Origin of the sequence: Cryomorpha ignava (assembly GCF_010686655.1) — a bacterium.
GTDB classification, from domain to species: Bacteria; Bacteroidota; Bacteroidia; order Flavobacteriales_D; family Cryomorphaceae; genus Cryomorpha; species Cryomorpha ignava.
The window spans coordinates 1-19,786 of sequence record NZ_JAAGVY010000025.1 but is presented as its reverse complement, the minus strand read 5'-3'; the positions used below and the strand labels follow the sequence as shown (position 1 = coordinate 19,786).

Below are 19,786 nucleotides of genomic sequence, written 5' to 3'. Positions count from 1 at the left end.
GGGCTGCATTCGGATGAAAATTGCTTTTTAATGACTAACCTTAACCAACCAACCCATGAAAACAAAGATCATTCACCGCGAAGCTATCTTTCTGATGCTAAGTGTAATGCTATTTATAGCTATATCTCCAGCACAAGCCCAAACGTTTGAAAATCTAAATAGTCTGGAAGGTCATAGCACAAAAACCTACTACAGCACTGGAGCCAAAGTACAGGCAGAAACAATGGCCGTAAGGTGCGATAGTGTAATCTCTTTTTACTATGCGCTTATTAATTTTAAACCTGCCGTTACCTTATTGGTATTGTCGCCCGACGATTGGCCCAAGTACACCGATTTTCCGGTGTATGGAATGCCTCATTACAACGATCCACAATTTCTTGTAGTAGCCTCTGAAGACAACACCTTTTGGAAAAGCTTTATACCGCCATTAGACATCTTGCGTCCATCACTTTCTCAAGAAATTGCAAGCACCTATTCAGATCAGAAGGGCGAATTAACCATGCAAGCTTTTTTTGATTTGCTGGCAATTCACGAACTAGGGCACGCATTTCATATACAAGGTGGCCTTAAAATGCAGCGCAATTGGATGGGAGAATTATTTGCCAACATATTTCTGCATACGTATATAGCTACAAAAGAACCCGAAATGTTGCCCGCATTAACGGTTTTTCCAACCATGGTGGTGAATTCTACAAATAAGGAGGATTTAAAATATACCACCTTAAATGAACTCGAGGCAAATTATGAGTTAATTGGCAAGCAATATCCTAAAAATTATGGCTGGTATCAATGCCGGTGGCATATGGCTGCTGCCAATATTTACGAAAACGGAGGCATTGTGACCTTTCAAAACCTTTGGGAATTATTAAAAAACCAAAAAGAGCCTCTTGACGATAAGGCATTTGCAGAACTGTTGTTAACAATTGTAGATCAATCTGTTGCAGATGTTCCACTGAAGTGGGAGGAAGAAAAATAATACCTTGTCTTGATTTACTCGTAAGCTCAATGAACATCAGAGATTGGAAATATGAAACTGCAATGAATAAATCTTCTCATTTTCTCATTCATTTTAACATCGTAAATCAGTAAATAAATCTAGCGGTAAAAGCTTTAGCCAATTCATGAGAGCCATTGTACACACCAAATACGGACCACCGGAAGTTGCGAAACTAACCGAGATTGAAAAGCCAGTTCCCAGAGATAATGAAATATTAATCAAAGTATTTGCCTCTACAGTAAATAGAACAGATTGTGGTTTTCGGAGTGCGGAATATTTTATTTCAAGATTTTGGAGCGGATTATTAAAACCCAAATACAAAACACTTGGATGCGAATTTGCCGGAGAGATAGAGGCCATTGGAAAAAACGTAAATTCTTTTGAAACTGGCGATAAAGTATTTGGCTATAATGATGTAAAATTTGGCGGCCACGCCGAGTATATGACTTTGGCTGAAACAGATGCAGTGGCTACCATGCCCAAAAGTATAAGCTATTCTCAGGCTGCACCCATAACAGAGGGAGCGCATTACGCATTGAGCATCGTTCGTGCAGCAGGGGTGGCAAGCGGCCAGCAAGTGCTTGTGTATGGCGCTACAGGTGCAATCGGGTCGGCGGCTGTTCAGCTGCTTAGGTATTTTGGTGCGACGGTAACGGCGGTATGCAACACCCAAAATATGGAATTGGTGAAATCGATTGGCGCCGATACGGTGATAGATTACACCTCCACGGATTTTACAAAAACGGAACAGAAGTTTGATTTTGTTTTTGATGCCGTTGGCAAAAGTTCATTTAAGCAATGTAAACCATTACTCACCAAAAAAGGCATTTATATATCTACAGAACTTGGCAAGAATGGAGAAAACGTTTTTCTGGCGCTAATAACTCCACTGGGCGGTGGTAAGAAAGTGCTTTTTCCTATTCCTTCATTTGACAAGGGGGTTGTAAACTTTTTGAAAGCGCTAATAGAAAATGGAGCGTATACGCCGGTAATTGACAGGCAGTACAAGCTAGAGCAAATTGTTGAGGCTTATAAATATGTAGAATCCGGCCAGAAAACAGGGAATGTGGTGCTCATAGTGGCAGACGTGGGAAATAATGAATAAGGACTGTAATTGAGTGTTTCGAAACGATAATTTTAAACGAACACGAATAAGAATTCCAGGTTCTTAAAAATCTTTGTACAATTAAGAAAAACAGAATAAGATTAGTAGTTTAGATGGAAAATGCATTCCAGACAGCCAAAAATTGTGGAATATGTCTCAAATGAATTACCGTGTTTTAATATGATAATATATCCGGTTTTTAATTAACACTACAGCATAAAACTATTAAATGCAAAAAATGGAAAATTCGAAAAAAGCAAAAAAAGATAGCATTAAGCCAGATTACACAACTCCAAAGGTAACCGGCGTTGGTGGAATATTCTTTTTTTCAGACAACCCCAATGATATCAAGAAGTGGTATGCTGATAATTTGGGTTTTGACGTGAATGAATGGGGCTCAAGCTTTGAATTCAGAAATACGCACCGACCCGATGAAATAAATTATCTGCAATGGAGTCCGTTTAAAAAGGGAAGTAACTATTTTTCACCTTCTAAAAAAGACTTTATGATTAACTACCGCGTTCAAAATATAGAGGGATTAGTAGAAAAACTAAATGCCAACGGAGTGACTGTATTAGATAAGATCGAAACGTTTGAATATGGAAAATTCGTTCACATTATGGATTCTGAAGGAAATAAAATCGAACTTTGGGAGCCTGTCGACAAAGTGTTTACTGAAATGGGTGGTAAAACAACCAAATAAAAGAACACCGTATTGTTTTTGTAACTATTATTTCAATTTGTTTAGAGTTTTAACCGGTCTAAAATTGCCTGATTCCGTCTAATTGGAAATATACCGCTTTGGTTGCTAAAACTATATAATTATAAAAAATGGCGAAGAATAAAACATCGGAAACGGCAGCGAGTGTTGAAGAATTTATAAACGCACTTGCAGATACTGAACAAAAGAGAGAAGACAGCTTTGCTCTTTTGAAAATAATGCAGGAACACACCGGATATAAACCTAAGATGTGGGGACCTTCAATTATTGGCTATGGTTCTTACCATTACAAATACGACAGTGGACACGAGGGAGAAGGCCCACTGGTTGGGTTTTCACCAAGAAAAAAAGAATTTTCGCTGTATGTATTTACCGGAATGGCAGAGCACGAACACTTGGTACAAAACCTCGGAAAATTCAGAAAAGGGAAGGCCTGTATTTATATCAAAAAAGTAGAGGATATAGACCTCAACGTACTAAAAGAGGTGATGAGCGAAACAATAAGTTATTTAAAATTAAAGTATCCAGAAACATTGAAACCAAATTGAAATCAAGAGGTTAAGTTTACGAATTACGAATTACGAATTACGAATTGTGAATTTCTGGTTGTCGATTGATTTCATTTTAAAAATGATAACATGTTTTTTTGCCACGAATCTGTTTGCTGAGCTGAGTCAGTGTATAAGAGGAAATTTTCTTTGCTTGTGGATAATTGATCGAAATCTAATTTATTGGTTGTAAACAGGTGCGAAACCTAGTAATGGCATATAGGCTAAGACAAAACTAAAGTGTTACAATATAGATCAATAAAACAGAAACAACCTTGCATATTTAAAGTTTAATGTTAAATTTGCATGGATGATTAAACGTATTTTAGAAGACGCAATAAAAATCGCCCTAAACCGAAGCTCCTCAGTGGCACTTTTGGGTCCGCGGCAGGTCGGCAAAACCACACTGGCTCTTTACGTAGCTGAGAAAGACTCTTCGGTATATTTGGATCTTGAAAACAGCCTGGATCTAATCAAGGTTAGGGATATCGCCATATTTCAGGCAGAAAATAGCGGCAAACTAATCATACTTGATGAAGTTCAACGCTTGCCTGAAATATTTCTTCAGCTCAGAGGCATCATCGATAAAGAAAGACGGAAAGGGAACAAGAAGGGGCAATTTCTCTTTTTAGGATCTGCATCCATAGATTTGATACAGCAATCGGGAGAGTCGCTTGCCGGGCGGATTTCATATCTGGAACTTTTTCCGATAAATGTATTGGAATACGCCGGAAACAGTATGGAAAAAACGAATCTGCTATGGACTCGTGGTGGGTTTCCTGAAAGTTTATTATCCGTGACTGACCGCGATAGTTTGACCTGGCGACAAGATTTCATAAAAACTTATTTGGAGCGAGATATTCCGCAATTGGGGCCACGGATTCCCGCACAGACACTGGAGCGGTTTTGGACTATGCTGGCTCATAGACAAGGTACAATACTTAACGCATCGTTACTGGCTCGTAGCTTAGAGGTAAGTAGCCTTACCATTGGAAGGTACCTTGATCTGATGGTGGATTTATTGCTGGTACGAAGGCTACAGCCTTATCTTTTTAATATTGGCAAGAGATTGGTCAAAGCACCCAAAGTTTTTGTAAGGGATACAGGGGTTGTGCACGCTTTGTTGAATATTGCCGACTACAACAACTTACTGAGCCATCCTGTGGTTGGGGGCAGTTGGGAGGGCTTTGTTGTAGAAAATATTCTATCAGTGATTCCTCGTACCACAAAACCGTATTTTTATAAAACCAGCGGAGGTGCTGAAATCGATTTAGTACTTGAATTAGGTATGGACGAGCTCTGGGCGATAGAGATTAAAAGAAGTTCAGCACCAAGCCTTTCGAAAGGGTTTTATGTGGCCTGTGATGACATTAAAGCCAGCCAAAAATTTGTTGTTTATGCTGGCCAGGACACATTTAAAATGAATCAAGATGTTACCGCCATTTCTTTACCTGACCTCATGAATAAATTATTGAAATTGTAAAGAGTACTCGTTTTGTTAGTGCCTAGCTTCTAGCGTAAATTTGAAGTAGCAAATTGAAAAAATAAAACTCATTCTCTAACTTTATAGGATGTTTGAACCTTGAGTGAAACCATACCTAAACGCGATAGGTTGTGGATTGATTGGAAACGAATATCTTAGACAACTGCAAATTTAAGCTTCATTTTAAGCACATCGTTGAATGAAGAATCAGTTAGTTCTGAAACTCAAAATATAACTTTCGATGAATTAAAAGCTAATATAAAAGCAAATTAGAGGCCGTCGGAAAATAAGCACGACTGGCCACATTATATAAGCATTATAATGGCCATACCTCCAAAATTGATTATCTTTCAAGCAACAAACACTACAGTAAATTGAAAGTTAACCCTTCGAAAGTCGGCTCTAAATTTATACTCGCTGTAGGGTGTCGTGCACAATACCAGAAAGCGACATACATTTGATTCTAAAAGTAATACGCCATGAATAGAGAAAAAAGAACTTTAATTCGCAACAAACCATTTTTAGAAAATTGGTTTGTTTTCTTGTCACTAATAACTTTACCACTCTTAACGGGATGTAATAAAACTGACGATTTTGAAGATTTGGAGCTTTTAACCAAAAAGAATTGGCATTTAACATCAAGAACACAAGGTGGTGTAGATATTACTAACGATTGTGATTTGGATGACATATTATTATTTGAAGACGCCACCAAATTCAATTATGAAGATGGTGTTTTAAATTGTTTTGAAAATGACTTAAATAAAGTAGGTGACACATGGAAAATTATTGATGATTTAACTGTGTTGAGAATGAAATACAAATTTTCTGGTGAAGGGAGAGGTTCTGTAGTTGAATATTGGAAAATCATTGAGTTGAGTGAAACTTCACTTATTATAGAAGATGCCTTAGCCGAAGATAATGATCAAATACCTGAAATCAGAACCTATCTAAATTAGTTTCAAAAACACACCAACTGCCAAAACAGCAGATATGTTCCATAGTATTGATACGGGTTTTACTCATCCAATCTTAAAATTTTTATGTAGCTTTATATAATCAAAGTTTATAAGAAAGTCCCGCTGGCCGTTGGCTCTAATTGCTACAATTACCGCAACAATGAACGAAAATAGAATACATTTACTTTTGGTACTAACCATGACATTTTTCTTCATCGGTTGCAAGAAGGAGAAGGACAATCAGCCAAAGGACTCTTCCAAAAGTAGTTTTTTCAGTGAGTACACATCGCGCAGTTTTGAGATGGGATTTAGTACCTGGCCATATGCACCTACTGTTGAGTCTGTTGATGCAACTTATCAGTTTATGAGCAATAACGGTGATGTATATTCTGAGCATATTGATTCCAGCATCCCTTGGGATGCCTGGATTAACGGTTTGCCTTTACCAGCAGAATTTATTAATGAGATCGAATCCAAAGCTTCACGAAAAATTCCAAATGCTAAATTGACGGTATCGGTGAGTTTATTAAATAGTTCGAGAGATGAACTTGCATTTGATTTTGATGGAACAATTCCAAATTATACTGCAATCAATGACGCTCATATTGAGGATGCCTATTTTGAGCATCTTAAATATATTACCAATCAATTAAATCCCGATTACCTTGTAATGGCCATTGAAGTGAACGAGTTATTTAAAAATGCGCCTGAAAAATGGGATTCATATAAGCTACTTATGGCTAATATAAGGGCAAGAATAATGCAGGAGTTTCCGTCACTAATCCTTTCTGAGTCGGTTACATTGCACAATTTTTATCAACCAGATGTGCCAGACTCTGCGCAGTACATTGCTGAAATAGCTGATTACGCTAACTCTCTGGGATTTGTGACTATAAGTTTTTATCCCTTCTTCAAAGGTTTAAAAACTAAAGATGACTTTCAGGAGGCTTTCGATTTCTTGCATCAGAAAATCAATAAACCTATAGCATTTGCCGAAACAAGCCATTTATCAGAAACGCTAAGCGTTGAGTCATTAAATATATATATTCTGGGAAGCCAGTATGAACAAAATGAATACTTAGAAACCTTGCTAATAAATGCGCAGGAAAATGACTACAAGTATATAATCTGGTGGGCGCATAGAGATTATAATGAATTATGGGAATCCTTTCCGGAAGAAGTTAAAGATTTGGGGAAATTATGGATAAGCACAGGTATTATTAATGAGGATGGAATTGAGAAGCAAGCCCTTTCTACCTGGGATTTGGTTTTCAATAAATAACTATTGCCAGCAATAATGTGCATCTAGCGAATAGTGCTAAAAACGAAGACATTAGCAATAAATTAAAATGGACATGACTTGAATAATGCTCATTTTAAAATGTAAAAACGCAAGCTATTCAAACTGCTATGAGCAAACTAAGAAAATGGCAAATAGGTAATTCAATAATATTCCTCTAAAATTTTACCCCGTCCGTGCAACCCTTTCATTCTCATCTGCATCATTAACTTAGTATATTTATAAAGATTGTGGATAGAGTCTGCGGGTATGCATCAATATCTTGGTTAGTTAGCGAACTATCATCTGAATAAAACTGCGTGCAGAAAGCAAATTTTATAGACGACATACGAAGAATATCGAAAGCCAATGGATGACAAAGCGCTGGTAGAGGCGTGTATAGATGGCGATTATAGCGCCCAAAAGAAACTGTATCAACTGTATGCTCCACAGATGATGGGGATTTGTATGCGGTATAGTTCCTGCGTGGCCGATGCCGAAGATATTCTTCAAGATGGTTTTATAAAAGTATATCACCACCTTAATTCATATACAGGGCAGGGCGCTCTGGGCGGATGGATGCGGCGGATTATGATAAATATTGCTCTGCAGCGCTACCGCGAAAGTAAAAATGTGCAGTTTTTGCATGTGGAAGATACAGACCTGCACCTGCGCGAAGTAAGCGAAGATGTATTGAGCCGAATGGCTGCCGATGAATTGATGGCTATTTTACAGCGCCTGCCTATTGGTTTCAGAACCGTTTTTAACCTCTACGCCATTGAGGGTTTTAAGCACCACGAAATAGCAAGCAAACTGGGCATTAGCGAGGGAACTAGCAAATCGCAATACAGCCGCAGCAAAGCAATACTAAGAGAAATGATTGAAAAAGAAAATATAATAAGTGAAAGAGCAATCTCAAAATAGCAATCTGAACAAGAAGTTTGAAGACTTTTCTTATCCCGTTGACGATACCAATTGGGATGCTATCTCGGCGCGTATTCCTTCGGGAAGTGGCGTCGGATTTTTGGGTGAGAAATTTTCAGCACACTCCGTTTCACCTTCACGGAATGTTTGGCGTGGAATAGAAGCTACTCTGCGACCGTCATCCCGCAAGCGCTTTGCTGGCTGGTGGTGGTATGGAGCCGCGGCTGCAGTTTTGCTGTTTGGATATTTCGCTTTTCTGCAATTTAATGCGCCTGAAAATCAAAGCCAGATTGCCGGTAAGCACTCCGAAACAAGAATGGATGTGAAAAAAGATTCTGAAACTGCCAAACCGGACACCGAATCTATTGGGTCGGAAACTAACAATATCGAATCAAATTCAACATCCGCGGAAGCGAATACCTCAATAACAACCGCCACAAACAAACCTAAAAGCGAAAAAAGCAATAGCAGACCAGATAACGCCCATTCTGGAAGTACCGGCCAAGTAAGCTTAGCCGATAAAAAAATAGCCGGACGAGAAACGGAATTGACTATTCCCGAAAATGGGCTGGTGAATGGAAATACTTCCAAAACGCCCACTCGTGTTAAAAGAATATTGCCCACGAAAATAATTGGAATAGATCCGGAAATAGACTTTCCAGTTCTCACGGCAGCTTTAGCCGGCGAAATAAAAACTGTGGAACCCGCAAATCTATCTGCCGATCATAAAAAACAAAAAAGCTCTCCGTTTTATGACGGAACCGAGACAACTTCAGAAAATCAATTTGCGATACTCGCCGGTTCTCAACTCGCATTTGCCGGAAGCGGCGACATGGATATGGCTGAAGCAAATAACTTTGATGTGGCTTCTGGCTTCAGTCCGGGGAGTGAAATTGGCACTGCCGACAGTTCAGTTCCAACGTCTCTAACATACTCAACACCTATTTATTACGGTGTAAATGGAGAAATTAAATTTTGGAAACGCCTCTCTGCCGGTTTAGGCCTCGGCTATTTGCGCATGCAAACCACAGCTGAAAGTAAGTATGGACTTCAAACACTAGCCAAGGAGACAGAATCGAAATACCTTTCTATTCCGGTTTATCTCAAATTTAATTTTGTCGATAAACCCAAATTCACGGCCTACACAACCGCCGGCAATGCTATAGATTTATTGATTTGGCAAAAAACTACGGAGACTTTTTTTGATGGTCAAACTACCGAAAGCCGCAGTGTGAGCGATGAACCAAAAGGCAATCAGGCTAACTTATATGCTGGTCTTGGAATGAGTTTTAAGTTCACTAAGCATCTCGGCCTTTTTGCCGAAGGGTCGCTCATGCGGTATTATTCCATAACCGGTAGCAATTTTTACAGCCAGCAAAACCTTTGGCCAGGGATGCGGTTTGGAGCGCTTATTTCTTTTTGATTGTTGGTTTGCTTATTTGTAAATCTCAAAATCATAAATTTCAAACCACAATTCTCAAACCAAAATTCTCAAATCATAAATCTGAAATCATAAACCTGAAATCAAAAACCTGAAATCAAAAATTTCAAACCACAATTCTCAAATCATAAATCTCAAATCATAAATCATCAATCTGAAATCATCAATCTGAAATCAAAAATCCATGCAACCATTTTTTAAAAACCTGCATCATCATAGTACACAACAATCTTAAACCATGAAAAACAATTCTCTCCTGCTTATAATGGCCATAGCGCTCGGCGCATTGAGTTCTTGCAACGACAAATTTACCGAATCTTACACCGCCAATGTGCCTGAATATATGAATCTGGACGACTGGAGAGCTATGGACATAGCCGCAGAAAATCCGCGTGACTTATCTGAACCGGGAAAAATTTATATCTATCAGGATTATCTTTTCATTGTAGAAAGAGGAGTAGGGGTGCATATTTTAAATAATGCCAACCCCGCCGCACCGCAAAACCTGGCATTTTTAACCATCCCGGGATGCGTTGACCTAGCCGTTTTTAACAATGCCCTTTACGTAGATTCGTATTACGATTTACTTTCATTCGATATAAGCGATCCTGCCCAGCCTGATTTGCAATGTCGCATTGCTGATGCATTCGATTTTGACAATTGGACTTTAATAAAGGGTTATCAGGACGATCTTCCCTTTACGGGAATAGATCCTGCAAAAGGGGTGATTGTTAGTTGGTCTCAAAAAGAAATTAGCCGCGATGCCGTAGGGTATGAATCAATAAATTTCAATAATGATTTTGAAACAGCAATTGGAACTGGAATGGGGGCCATTAATGATGCAGCCGTTAATATAGGTAGCTCTACTGGTATTGGCGGAAGCATGGCGCAATTCACCGTTACCGGAAATTTCCTTTACGTGCTTCGTCCTGCGTCAATTACATCATTTAATCTGGGCTCCGATCTTTGCCCTCAGCAGAGCTCTGTAACTCCGGTGGGATGGAATGCCGAAACGATTTTTCCTTACAACAATCACCTCTTTTTGGGCACCTCGTCGGGAATGATGATTTTTAATCTCAACAATCCCTCTACGCCCGAATATGTGAGCGCCATTTCGCACCTTACCGCCTGCGATCCGGTGGTGGTTCAAGACAATAGAGCTTATGTAACCGTCCGCAGCGGCACCGCCTGTCAGGGATTTATAAACCAACTGATGGTAATTGATATTTCCGATTACAATGCTCCGGCTTTACTCGCAGAATACAATCTCACCAATCCCCACGGCCTGGGAATAGATGGAAACACCTTGTTTATTTGCGATGGCAGCGCCGGCCTTAAAGTGTTTGATGCAGCAGATGATATGACCATTACAGATCACCTCATTTCGCATTATCAGCAAATCAATACTTTTGATGTCATTCCGTATAACGATGTGCTCATCATGTCGGCAAAAGAAGGCATTTACCAGTACGATTACTCCGATCCGCTGAATATTGAAGAACTAAGCCTCATTCCCGTAAACTAACGATCTATGAAACTGATATTTACACTATTCCTTTTCTTCATCGCCACCTTAGTTAGCGCCCAGGAAGCCTACGACATTATCAACCTCAAAGATGGCTCCTTTTTCAAAGGAAATATCACCGAATACATACCAGAAGATCATGCTACCATACAACTTCTCGACGGTAGAATAATAAGCGTAAAAGCCGAAAATATACTCAGCTTAAATGTAGGCGAAGCAAGCATAATCAAGAAGAATTTTGATATCAAATCAAAGGGCTACTACAACAATACCCTCGCAGGCCCGCAGTTTGGCAATAGCCAAAACAACAATACCCAAATTACCTTTGCCTTTAATTTGGTAAACGGATACAAGCTAAACGGCCATCATGCGGGTATTGGGCTGGGTCTCGAAAATCATGTAGGCAGCTGGTATGCGCCCATTTATGCAGACTATAGCTACCACATTTCGGAAGGAAGTTTTAGTCCCTTGGTGGGTATCAATGGCGGGTTTTTGATTCCACTTCAAAACGAACAATACGGTGGCAACTACTACCAATACAACTATGAGAAAGGCGGTTTTATAGGCGGTCGCATAGGTTTTGCGGCATATACCGGCCCGCATTTCGCTTTTCTGCTCAATCTTACCTACCGCTATATCCATCTCAGCGAGGCGTCTTATGCCTTCCCTTTTTCAGATATTCATTCCTTCACCGGCTCGGCCGATTTGCACAGAGTGGGCTTCATGATTGGCTTTGTGATAAACTAAAAACAAGGTTTTTGCAGCAGCGTTTGCCAAGCAAGGCTTACATATCTATTTCGGTTATCTTTTTCGGGTGTGCCCCCGGGCTCTGTGGTTTTCAATGTAATTCGCGAATATCAACTTCCATTTTCCAGTCATGAAATTCATCTTAATTTAATCCCGGGGTCGGCCTACCGCCTTATCCCACCTTTCACCGAGTGCATTGCGTAAGTCTGCGAAACGAGCTTCCTCTGGTCGCTGTATCGCAGCCACGCACTGCAAACCCGCTGTAAAAGGTGGCGATGCCGGCGTCCGTCCTCACACGCGAGCATAATACACCTCCCCTTTATTTCATAATTACAGTTTCCAACAGGAAATTGTAAATTTAAATTTTTGGCTATATTTGGCAATCTGAAGATCAACTTTTATAGTGATAGTAAAATGTGGCGTCTGAATTTGCGGATTTATGATGAATTTTCTGCAAATGCTCACATCTACGAAATGAAATAAGCGAACAGATAAACTTTTATCAATAATGAAATATTTAAACCGTTTACTGTTTATCACAGTACTAATTCTTTTAAGTTCCTGCAATCCCAAGGTTTCAACAAGTTTAACGAAGACCCTACCAGCACTTGATTACAGAGATGAGGTAATAGTAATTGGATTGAGCCAGCAAGAGCCCGAAAATTCTGAATACATTGGAGAGGTAAAAATTACCGATACCGGGTTTAGCACAAAGTGCGGCTACGACATCGTAATCAACAAAGCAAAACTAGCGGCAAGAAAGGCTGGAGGCAATGCAATAAAGATAATTGAACACAGACTACCATCAGCGCTGGGAAGCACTTGCCATAGAATTACCGCACGCATACTGAAAACAGATACTGATTTTGTAGCGAAAGAATTGCAAGAACCCATTTTGGATGTTGACTATGCAATTTTAAACGTCTATCGCTACGGAGGTGCCGGTTCATTAGTGAGTTACGATTTACATCTGGGAGATTCCGTAATTTGCCGAGTACAAAATAATTTTAAAACAACCCTTCACATTAAGAAAGACGGTATGAATATGCTCTGGGCAAAAACCGAATCAAAATCTGAAGTACCAGTTGATTTTGAAATGGGAAGAACATACTATTTGCGCTGTGGAATCGCGATGGGCGCATTTGTGGGCAAACCACAACTGGACTTGATTGACTTTAAAACCGGAAAAACAGAATTCGAATCGTTTAATGCCAAGAATCAATGAAAATTCTACTCCTTATATTCCTGTCGCTTTATGCTGTAAGTATTTCTTATTCACAAGATTTAATTGTAACAAACGACGGTGATTCCATCAATTGTAAGATAACTAAAATAAAAGCAGAGAATATATATTTTACTTTCAAACATAAAGATGAAATAAGAAACACCTTATTGCCCACTTCTCAAGTACTACATCATCAGGTTGATTATTATATAACCAGCGAGGTTCCCAAAGAAAAGCTCGAGAGCTATAAGGATTATCCCCAGTTTAGAATTGCTGTAAATGGAGGTTTCAGCTATATGACTGGAAAGATTTCGGATAAAGTTCCTTCAGAATTTAGAGATTACATTAAAGAATTAAAATCGGGCAACCATTTAGGCGGCGATGCGAGCTTTTTTTTCAGTGAATCATTGGGTTTTGGCGCTAAGTATTACGTTTTTAAATCTTCATATAGTTTAGATGAAATTTATGTGGAGGATGTTGATGGCAATATAACTTATGGTAAAATGAGCGATGCTATAAAGATCTCATTTATTGGTCCGTCATTTTCGGTAAGGACATTAAACTATAATAAAAAGAATGCTTTACTATTTTCTATATCAATTGGATATATGGATTATGTAAATGACAAAGTAGTCATTGACAGTTTTAAAATGACTGGGAATACAGTCGGTTTTGGCCTTGATATTGGTTATGATATCGGCTTGTCAGAAAATTTTGCTCTGGGCTTTCAAGTTTCATTACTCGCCGGTACGCTGTCAGAATATGTCTTTAGCGATGGCACAAATAAGCAAACAATAAAATTAGAAGAAGGAGAATACGAGAATATAAGCCGTTTTGATTTATCCGTTGGATTGAGATTTATTAAATAGTTGGGTAAGATAGGCATGGACATTCACATAGTGATGCGGTAAGAATAGTGAGCATCAAGAGCCAATGGTTATCACTTCTTATTGATACTACATCCAGTCTTAATAATACAATACCAATAGATGGATTTATTTAAAGTCGCAAAAATTATTATTGTTTTCGCAGTTACCGGCTTATTTTGCGCCCTCTTTTTCTCGTTTGATTATTCCAATTTTTCATGGGCATACAATAAATCAAAGTACATTCTTATCATTACCTGCACTTGTTTGTTAATCTCGGCAATAGGATCTTATGGCGTGTACGCAAAGTATAAAAAGTAGAGAAAATTAGTCTCCAAAGGAGACATCTTCTGACTAAACCCCTGTAGAAGACAACCCATAGCCCAATCAAATTGAAAAAAAGAAAGAAAATTTTAATTAGCTTACTTACCGTTTTAATCATCGGTTTCCTGCTTCCGCAGAATTTAAAAATGCCTGTAGATGGCGCTGGTAAATCAAGCTACCACACTCAATCATTTTGGTTTTATCCCTGGGGGAAATCCATTACGCACAACGGAGTAGATATTTTTGCAAAAAAAGGAACTGCGATTCACACTGCTACTTATGGGTTAGTTTTGCATTCCGGAAAAATAAGTTTGGGTGGCAATTTTGTTTTGATTCTGGGTCCAAAGTGGCGCTTGCATTATTATGCCCATTTAGATGAAATTAAAACGTCTCGCTTGTCTTTCGTTAATATGAAGTCATTAATCGGTTCAGTAGGTGCAACCGGAAATGCCGCTGGAAAACCTCCACATCTTCACTATTCAATTCTCACGCCAGTTCCATACGTTTGGAGAATGGATTCTGATCGTCAGGGCTGGAAAAAATGTTTTATTTGAATCCAATTGATTATTTTGAGAGGTGAGCTAATCTTTCGTCATATAGCCTTGTGAACCGGCAGCTGTGACCGCTGAAGCAGATTAGCTTCGGTTTTTCGCTTATGATAAATGCGGAGAGAATATTTTGAGTCTGTTAAAATTTTGTTTTAATTTATTGAAAGAAAAACACAGCTAAAAATAATTTAGGATTGAAACTGCAAGGAATAAGTGATATTTTAAAAGGCTTTGGTTGTGTGTTAGAAAGAATAAATAAAAAATGAAACCCATTATAGACCATATCCAGATTACTGTAAAAAATCTCAATCTTGCCGAATCGTTTTATGACAAATTAATGCCTGTTTTGGGTTTTGATTTAAATCGAAAATCAAAAGGGACAGTAGCGGAACATGATTTCAATGTTATTGAATATTCTCATCCTTTATTGATATTCGCCATTAACTCTCCAAGAGAAGTTTTTAAAAGCGAGACTGTGCATCGAAGAAAACCGGGATCTCTGCATCATCTGGCCTTTAAGGCGAGTTCTCGTGAAGAGATAGACCAAATATTTCCTAAAATTAAGGAAGCCGGAGCTATAATTGTGAACCCACCGCAGTTTTATCCCCAGCATGGAGAAAATTACTATGCCCTCTTTTTTAAGGATCTTGATGGAATCAAATTTGAAATTGTATTTGAAGAACGAAATTAAAGACCCGAACGAATTCAGAATAAAACCTACAAGAAGCAGACGAATAAACACTTAATTCATTGACAAATGAAGCCGATATTTACAATCTTTCTTATACTATTCAATCTCACTTTATTTTCTCAAAACGTGGAATTGATAGGAGGGATGAATAAAAACAAATTCTTTGATTATGAGAAAGATGAGGGTCATTTCAATTCAGCTTATGATTCCCAGTATGGTTATTCATTTCAGATTGCAATAGAAAACATTAGAATAGATACCGTGAAATGGAGATTTACTCTAGGTTACGAACAGTATGGCGGCTCCATTAACGTAAGAGATGGCGGACTTGGTGGAGGAGTTACATCAAAGGCTGAAATTGATAAGTCAATCATTTCGGTGGGCGTGTTCCCCTTGAATTTCAGAATTATAGACAGGATAGATATAAACGTTGGTTTTGAAGCTGGAGCGCTGATTAGTGAAAATATTGTAGGAACTTCTAGTGGCTGGAGTATTGGTACAAACGGGTTTAGTTACGATTTAAATGACAAGAACAAAAGGTATAATGCCAAAGCCTATTTTGGACTGCGTGGAAGGATTGCATACGATCTCAATAAATCAGATAAGGTGGCGATATCACCTCAGTATTCCAATTATTTTGGACTGACAAAAGAATTCGACGAATTTCCCGAATTCACTAAATCTATGAGGCATTTTTTTGGGTTGGGAGTTCAAAGAAAGATTGAATAAATGCTTTCGGATAATTTAGAGTTGTCACGAAAATTGAGTTAAATTTGAAACAATGATCTTGTGATTAGTCCAACCATTCAAATCAGCGCATGGTAAAAGTTAACCGTAGCGGAATATTAACCAAACAAAAATTGATGGAAAATTTAGAAAAATGGTTCATAGATCATCCAATTTCAGCAAATGTCATAAAGTATTTGGTATGGATTGTATTGGTTTTTATCCTTATTGTGGTGATAAAAAGATGGTTGAAAAGGAGCTTTCCGAGCAACGAAGTAAAATACAAGTCTCAGAAGGCAATTGAAATAATTGGTTACATAATTGTGGCACTCATTACGGTTACTTATTTTACCGGAAGTATTAAAGATATTGGGCTTGCTATTGGCTTACTTACTGCGGGTATAACCATTACGCTCCAAGAGCTAGTCTTAAGTATAGCAGGATCTTTCTATATCTTTTTTGTTAAAGTCTATAAGCCCGGAGAAAGAATTGAAATTAACGGTATAAAAGGTGATGTAATTGCCATTGACAGTATATACACAACCATGATGGAAATTGGCGAGTGGGTCTCCAGCGATAATTACACAGGCAGAATAGTGAAATTAAGCAATGCATTTGTTTTTAAAGGGCCGGTTTACAACTACTCCTACGATTTTCCATTTGTATGGGACGAATTTAATCTGCCAATAAGATATGGTTCAGATATTGATCTGGCCAAATCAATCGTAATCTCAATAGCGCAAAAAAAATTTGGCTAGCTACGTTGAGGAGTCAATGGCAGGCTGGAAAAACGTAGTGGCAAAGTATTACATTGAAGATGCACAGGTTGATCCCACTCTGGCTATCACAATGACTGACAATTGGGTTCAATTTAACTTGCGATACATAGTCGATTACAAAAAGAGAAGGTTTACTAAGAATCTTCTAAATGAAGAAATTGGCAAGAAAATTATGGAAACCAATGGAAAAGTCGTTCTGGCTTCTGCTACCTTCGAGATTGTCAATATTCCAACGGTTAATTTGAAGAAAGAATAAATTGTACAAAACAGCAAAGTATGCTTTAGGCTGAAATAGTAAGTTTTAAAAGTGGATAATCAACAGAGCCTAATTTCAATGGTAAATCAAATATCTGCATTCAAATAAAAAAATGTGATTCCATTTAATAGAATAGGAGCTGTGTAATATTTGTCACCTAAGTTGATAAATACAAAGTTTACTTTTATACAAATTGTTCATTAACAATTGAATAATCCAAAAACCTAAACAGCATGAAAGGTAAGAACAACATCGCAATCGGGTTTCTTTCAATGGGTTTTTTTATGGCTTTTGGATTCTTACTTATCTACCTTAGAGATTTTGCGCCTGGAAAAGAAGAATGGGTTAACTCGTATTCATTTGGAAAACATTTTGAAACCAGGTTAGCTCACGTACACGGAAATTTATTCGCCTTTTTAAATATTCTTATTGGTTATTTACTCATCAGATTTAACGACAAATTAAAGCATGTCACAACTATTTCGTGGTTGGCTTTAATAGGGCTGCTTATGCCACTTGGCATTTTGTCAGAAGTGTATTTAGGGCTTCCGCCAGTCTTGGTATTAGTAGGCGCAATAGCAATGACAATATCAGTAGTATGGCTTGGAATAGCCTTCTTTAATTTAAAAAACATCAAATGATCAGAATTAAAATTTTAGCATTTCTTTTAATAGCCTTCACTGCGAATAGCTATGCGCAAACACCACCCTTTCAAATTGCCATCGAGCCAATGGATATACCCGACTTGGGTGGTTTGCAAGCTTATGCCTTTGGCCAGGATAATGGCAAGTGGTTAATCATTGGTGGTCGACTGGATGGATTGCATCGCAGGCAACCCTTTGCTGCTTTTGATGTGGCCGGGCTTAATACGCAGATCACTGTGGTTGATCCTGTAACACAACAAAAATGGTCGGCTCCTTTAGCGTCACTACCAACTGGTTTGCGCGAACAATTGAGCTCTACCAATATGGAGTTTTATCAGCAAGGAGATTATTTATACATCCTTGGTGGCTACGGCTACAGCAATACCGCTGGCGATCACATTACATACTCAAAGCTTAGCGCAGTTCATGTTCCTGACGTAATAAACGCTATTGTAAATGGGGCTTCAATCATTTCTGGCTTTCGCCAAATAACAGATACAATGTTTGCAGTTACAGGTGGATATCTCAGTAAAATTAATGACATATTTTACCTAACGGGCGGTCAGAAATTTATGGGCAGATACAACCCAATGGGGCCAGATCATGGTCCGGGTTTTATTCAGAATTATTCTAACTCTATCAGAAGATTTACAATTTTAGATGATGGCGTTAACCTTTCAGTTTCTCATCTGCCGTTAATTTATGATGCTACAAATTTGCACAGAAGAGATTTAAATGTTGTGCCTCAAATTATGCCGTCAGGACAAGAAGGATTAACGGTGTTTTCGGGCGTTTTTCAAGTAGATGCTGACTTGCCTTTCCTAAATTGTGTAAACATTGACATTAACGGATATACGGTTAACAATGATTTTTCGCAATACTACAATCATTACCATTGTGCGCATATACCGCTGTATAGTGCTGAAAATAATGAAATGCATACCGTCTTTTTTGGTGGTATTGCACAATATTATGAAAGCGATGGTGAGCTTGTACAGGACGACAATGTTCCTTTTGTAAAAACCATTGCCCGTGTTACACGAGACGCAAGTGGCACAATGGCCGAGTATAAATTGCCTATTGAAATGCCTGCGTTTCTCGGAGCAGGGTCTGAATTTATTCCCGCTGCAAACATACCACAATTCAATAATGAAGTGTTGAAATTGGATGATTTTACTGCCGACACCACCCTGGTGGGGTATATATACGGTGGTATTAGCAGCACAGCCGCTAATATCTTTTTTACAAATGACGGCACTCAAAGCAGCGCAAGCAGTCAGATATTTAAAGTGTATGTTATTAAAAATTCTCCCGTAGGCATTCACGAGTTGAATAAGCAAAGCACGAGTACACTTCACATGCAGGTTTATCCCAATCCAAATAATGGCAACTTTATTGTGAAATTTAATCTTAAAAAAAGTTCAGATGTTACAATTAACATTCAAGATGCAAATGGTAGGCTAATAGAGAATACGACGCTTAAAAATTTGAAAGTTGGTGAAAATACGTATTCAAAGGAAATAGAACAGATTGTCAATGGCGGGATGTATTATATCACCATTGAAACGGGTTATGAGAAGGCGACCCAGAAAATAGTGGTAGAAAACTAATTGTAAGGATTTCTCCTTTAGATTGCGAGTCATTTGCATTTTTACTAGCGACAATAAAGATTGTCCAGCTGAAAAATCGGATAAACTCTTTACGTACAGCCCGTCCATACGGATTCCCTACGGTCAAAAGGGCGATATTTAAAAGCACAGGGTGAAGCAGAGCGAATGGAACATAATGTACATTTATCGTCATTAGCGCCGCGAAACCCTGTGGTATAAAGAATAACAAACAAAAGCCCTTTTACGTTTGCAATGATTTATTATCAAGATTAATTTTTGTTATTAAATCCGGGTCTTTATATTGTTGTCTATACAAGATATATCGACCTGGTGCATAAGGCCTACGAGCCCTTGATGAGTGTTTACACTACATCGTCTTTCAGGTTTG

The 19,786-nt window shown here is 38.4% G+C and carries 20 protein-coding genes; all 20 read left to right on the top strand.

Annotated features, from left to right (window positions below):
- The first annotated feature begins 55 nt into the window (after positions 1 to 55).
- Complete coding sequence (locus tag G3O08_RS12835; protein WP_163285784.1) at positions 56 to 976, top strand: hypothetical protein; 921 nt, start codon at positions 56 to 58, stop codon at positions 974 to 976.
- A gap of 145 nt (positions 977 to 1,121) precedes the next feature.
- Positions 1,122 to 2,102 (top strand): NAD(P)-dependent alcohol dehydrogenase, encoded by a 981-nt coding sequence (locus G3O08_RS12830; RefSeq protein WP_163285783.1) that lies wholly within the window; start codon positions 1,122 to 1,124, stop codon positions 2,100 to 2,102.
- A 238-nt stretch (positions 2,103 to 2,340) separates the two neighbouring features.
- Entirely contained in the window at positions 2,341 to 2,805 is a 465-nt protein-coding gene (locus tag G3O08_RS12825) for a VOC family protein (protein WP_163285782.1), read from the top strand.
- Positions 2,806 to 2,933: 128 nt separating this feature from the next.
- A complete protein-coding gene (locus G3O08_RS12820) occupies positions 2,934 to 3,371 on the top strand; it encodes a DUF1801 domain-containing protein (protein ID WP_163285781.1) in 438 nt (145 codons plus the stop codon).
- Positions 3,372 to 3,681: 310 nt separating this feature from the next.
- Positions 3,682 to 4,854: an ATP-binding protein gene (locus G3O08_RS12815; protein ID WP_163285780.1), complete on the top strand. Its 1,173-nt coding sequence runs from the start codon at positions 3,682 to 3,684 to the stop codon at positions 4,852 to 4,854.
- Positions 4,855 to 5,333: 479 nt separating this feature from the next.
- Complete coding sequence (locus tag G3O08_RS12810; RefSeq protein WP_163285779.1) at positions 5,334 to 5,813, top strand: hypothetical protein; 480 nt, start codon at positions 5,334 to 5,336, stop codon at positions 5,811 to 5,813.
- Between the two features lie 199 nt (positions 5,814 to 6,012).
- Positions 6,013 to 7,095 (top strand): hypothetical protein, encoded by a 1,083-nt coding sequence (locus tag G3O08_RS12805; protein ID WP_204336873.1) that lies wholly within the window; start codon positions 6,013 to 6,015, stop codon positions 7,093 to 7,095.
- Between the two features lie 366 nt (positions 7,096 to 7,461).
- Positions 7,462 to 8,016: an RNA polymerase sigma factor gene (locus G3O08_RS12800; RefSeq protein ID WP_163285778.1), complete on the top strand. Its 555-nt coding sequence runs from the start codon at positions 7,462 to 7,464 to the stop codon at positions 8,014 to 8,016.
- Entirely contained in the window at positions 7,994 to 9,439 is a 1,446-nt protein-coding gene (locus tag G3O08_RS21740; protein WP_163285777.1) for an outer membrane beta-barrel protein, read from the top strand. Before G3O08_RS12800 ends, G3O08_RS21740 begins: the two co-directional genes overlap by 23 nt.
- Before the next feature lie 256 nt (positions 9,440 to 9,695).
- Positions 9,696 to 10,982 carry an LVIVD repeat-containing protein gene (locus tag G3O08_RS12790; protein ID WP_163285776.1) on the top strand — a complete coding sequence of 429 codons (1,287 nt, stop codon included), beginning with the start codon at positions 9,696 to 9,698 and terminating at the stop codon, positions 10,980 to 10,982.
- A 6-nt stretch (positions 10,983 to 10,988) separates the two neighbouring features.
- A complete protein-coding gene (locus G3O08_RS12785; protein ID WP_163285775.1) occupies positions 10,989 to 11,729 on the top strand; it encodes a hypothetical protein in 741 nt (246 codons plus the stop codon).
- Between the two features lie 508 nt (positions 11,730 to 12,237).
- Complete coding sequence (locus G3O08_RS12780; protein WP_163285774.1) at positions 12,238 to 12,954, top strand: hypothetical protein; 717 nt, start codon at positions 12,238 to 12,240, stop codon at positions 12,952 to 12,954.
- The gene (locus G3O08_RS12775) at positions 12,951 to 13,823 is read left to right on the top strand and encodes a hypothetical protein (RefSeq protein ID WP_163285773.1); all 873 of its coding nucleotides are present in this window, start codon (positions 12,951 to 12,953) and stop codon (positions 13,821 to 13,823) included. The genes G3O08_RS12780 and G3O08_RS12775 overlap by 4 nt, the downstream gene beginning before the upstream one ends.
- 389 nt (positions 13,824 to 14,212) lie before the next feature.
- Complete coding sequence (locus G3O08_RS12770; protein WP_204336872.1) at positions 14,213 to 14,698, top strand: M23 family metallopeptidase; 486 nt, start codon at positions 14,213 to 14,215, stop codon at positions 14,696 to 14,698.
- A 256-nt stretch (positions 14,699 to 14,954) separates the two neighbouring features.
- Positions 14,955 to 15,383, top strand: coding sequence for a VOC family protein (locus G3O08_RS12765; protein ID WP_163285772.1), 429 nt, complete (start codon positions 14,955 to 14,957; stop codon positions 15,381 to 15,383).
- Between the two features lie 66 nt (positions 15,384 to 15,449).
- A complete protein-coding gene (locus G3O08_RS12760) occupies positions 15,450 to 16,112 on the top strand; it encodes a hypothetical protein (protein ID WP_163285771.1) in 663 nt (220 codons plus the stop codon).
- Between the two features lie 134 nt (positions 16,113 to 16,246).
- Entirely contained in the window at positions 16,247 to 16,867 is a 621-nt protein-coding gene (locus tag G3O08_RS12755; protein ID WP_317164071.1) for a mechanosensitive ion channel domain-containing protein, read from the top strand.
- Positions 16,860 to 17,144, top strand: coding sequence for a hypothetical protein (locus G3O08_RS21735; RefSeq protein WP_317164070.1), 285 nt, complete (start codon positions 16,860 to 16,862; stop codon positions 17,142 to 17,144). Before G3O08_RS12755 ends, G3O08_RS21735 begins: the two co-directional genes overlap by 8 nt.
- Before the next feature lie 233 nt (positions 17,145 to 17,377).
- On the top strand, positions 17,378 to 17,785 hold the full coding sequence (locus G3O08_RS12750; protein WP_163285770.1) for a hypothetical protein: 408 nt from the start codon (positions 17,378 to 17,380) through the stop codon (positions 17,783 to 17,785).
- On the top strand, positions 17,782 to 19,398 hold the full coding sequence (locus G3O08_RS12745; protein ID WP_163285769.1) for a T9SS type A sorting domain-containing protein: 1,617 nt from the start codon (positions 17,782 to 17,784) through the stop codon (positions 19,396 to 19,398). Before G3O08_RS12750 ends, G3O08_RS12745 begins: the two co-directional genes overlap by 4 nt.
- The last annotated feature ends 388 nt before the right edge of the window (positions 19,399 to 19,786 follow it).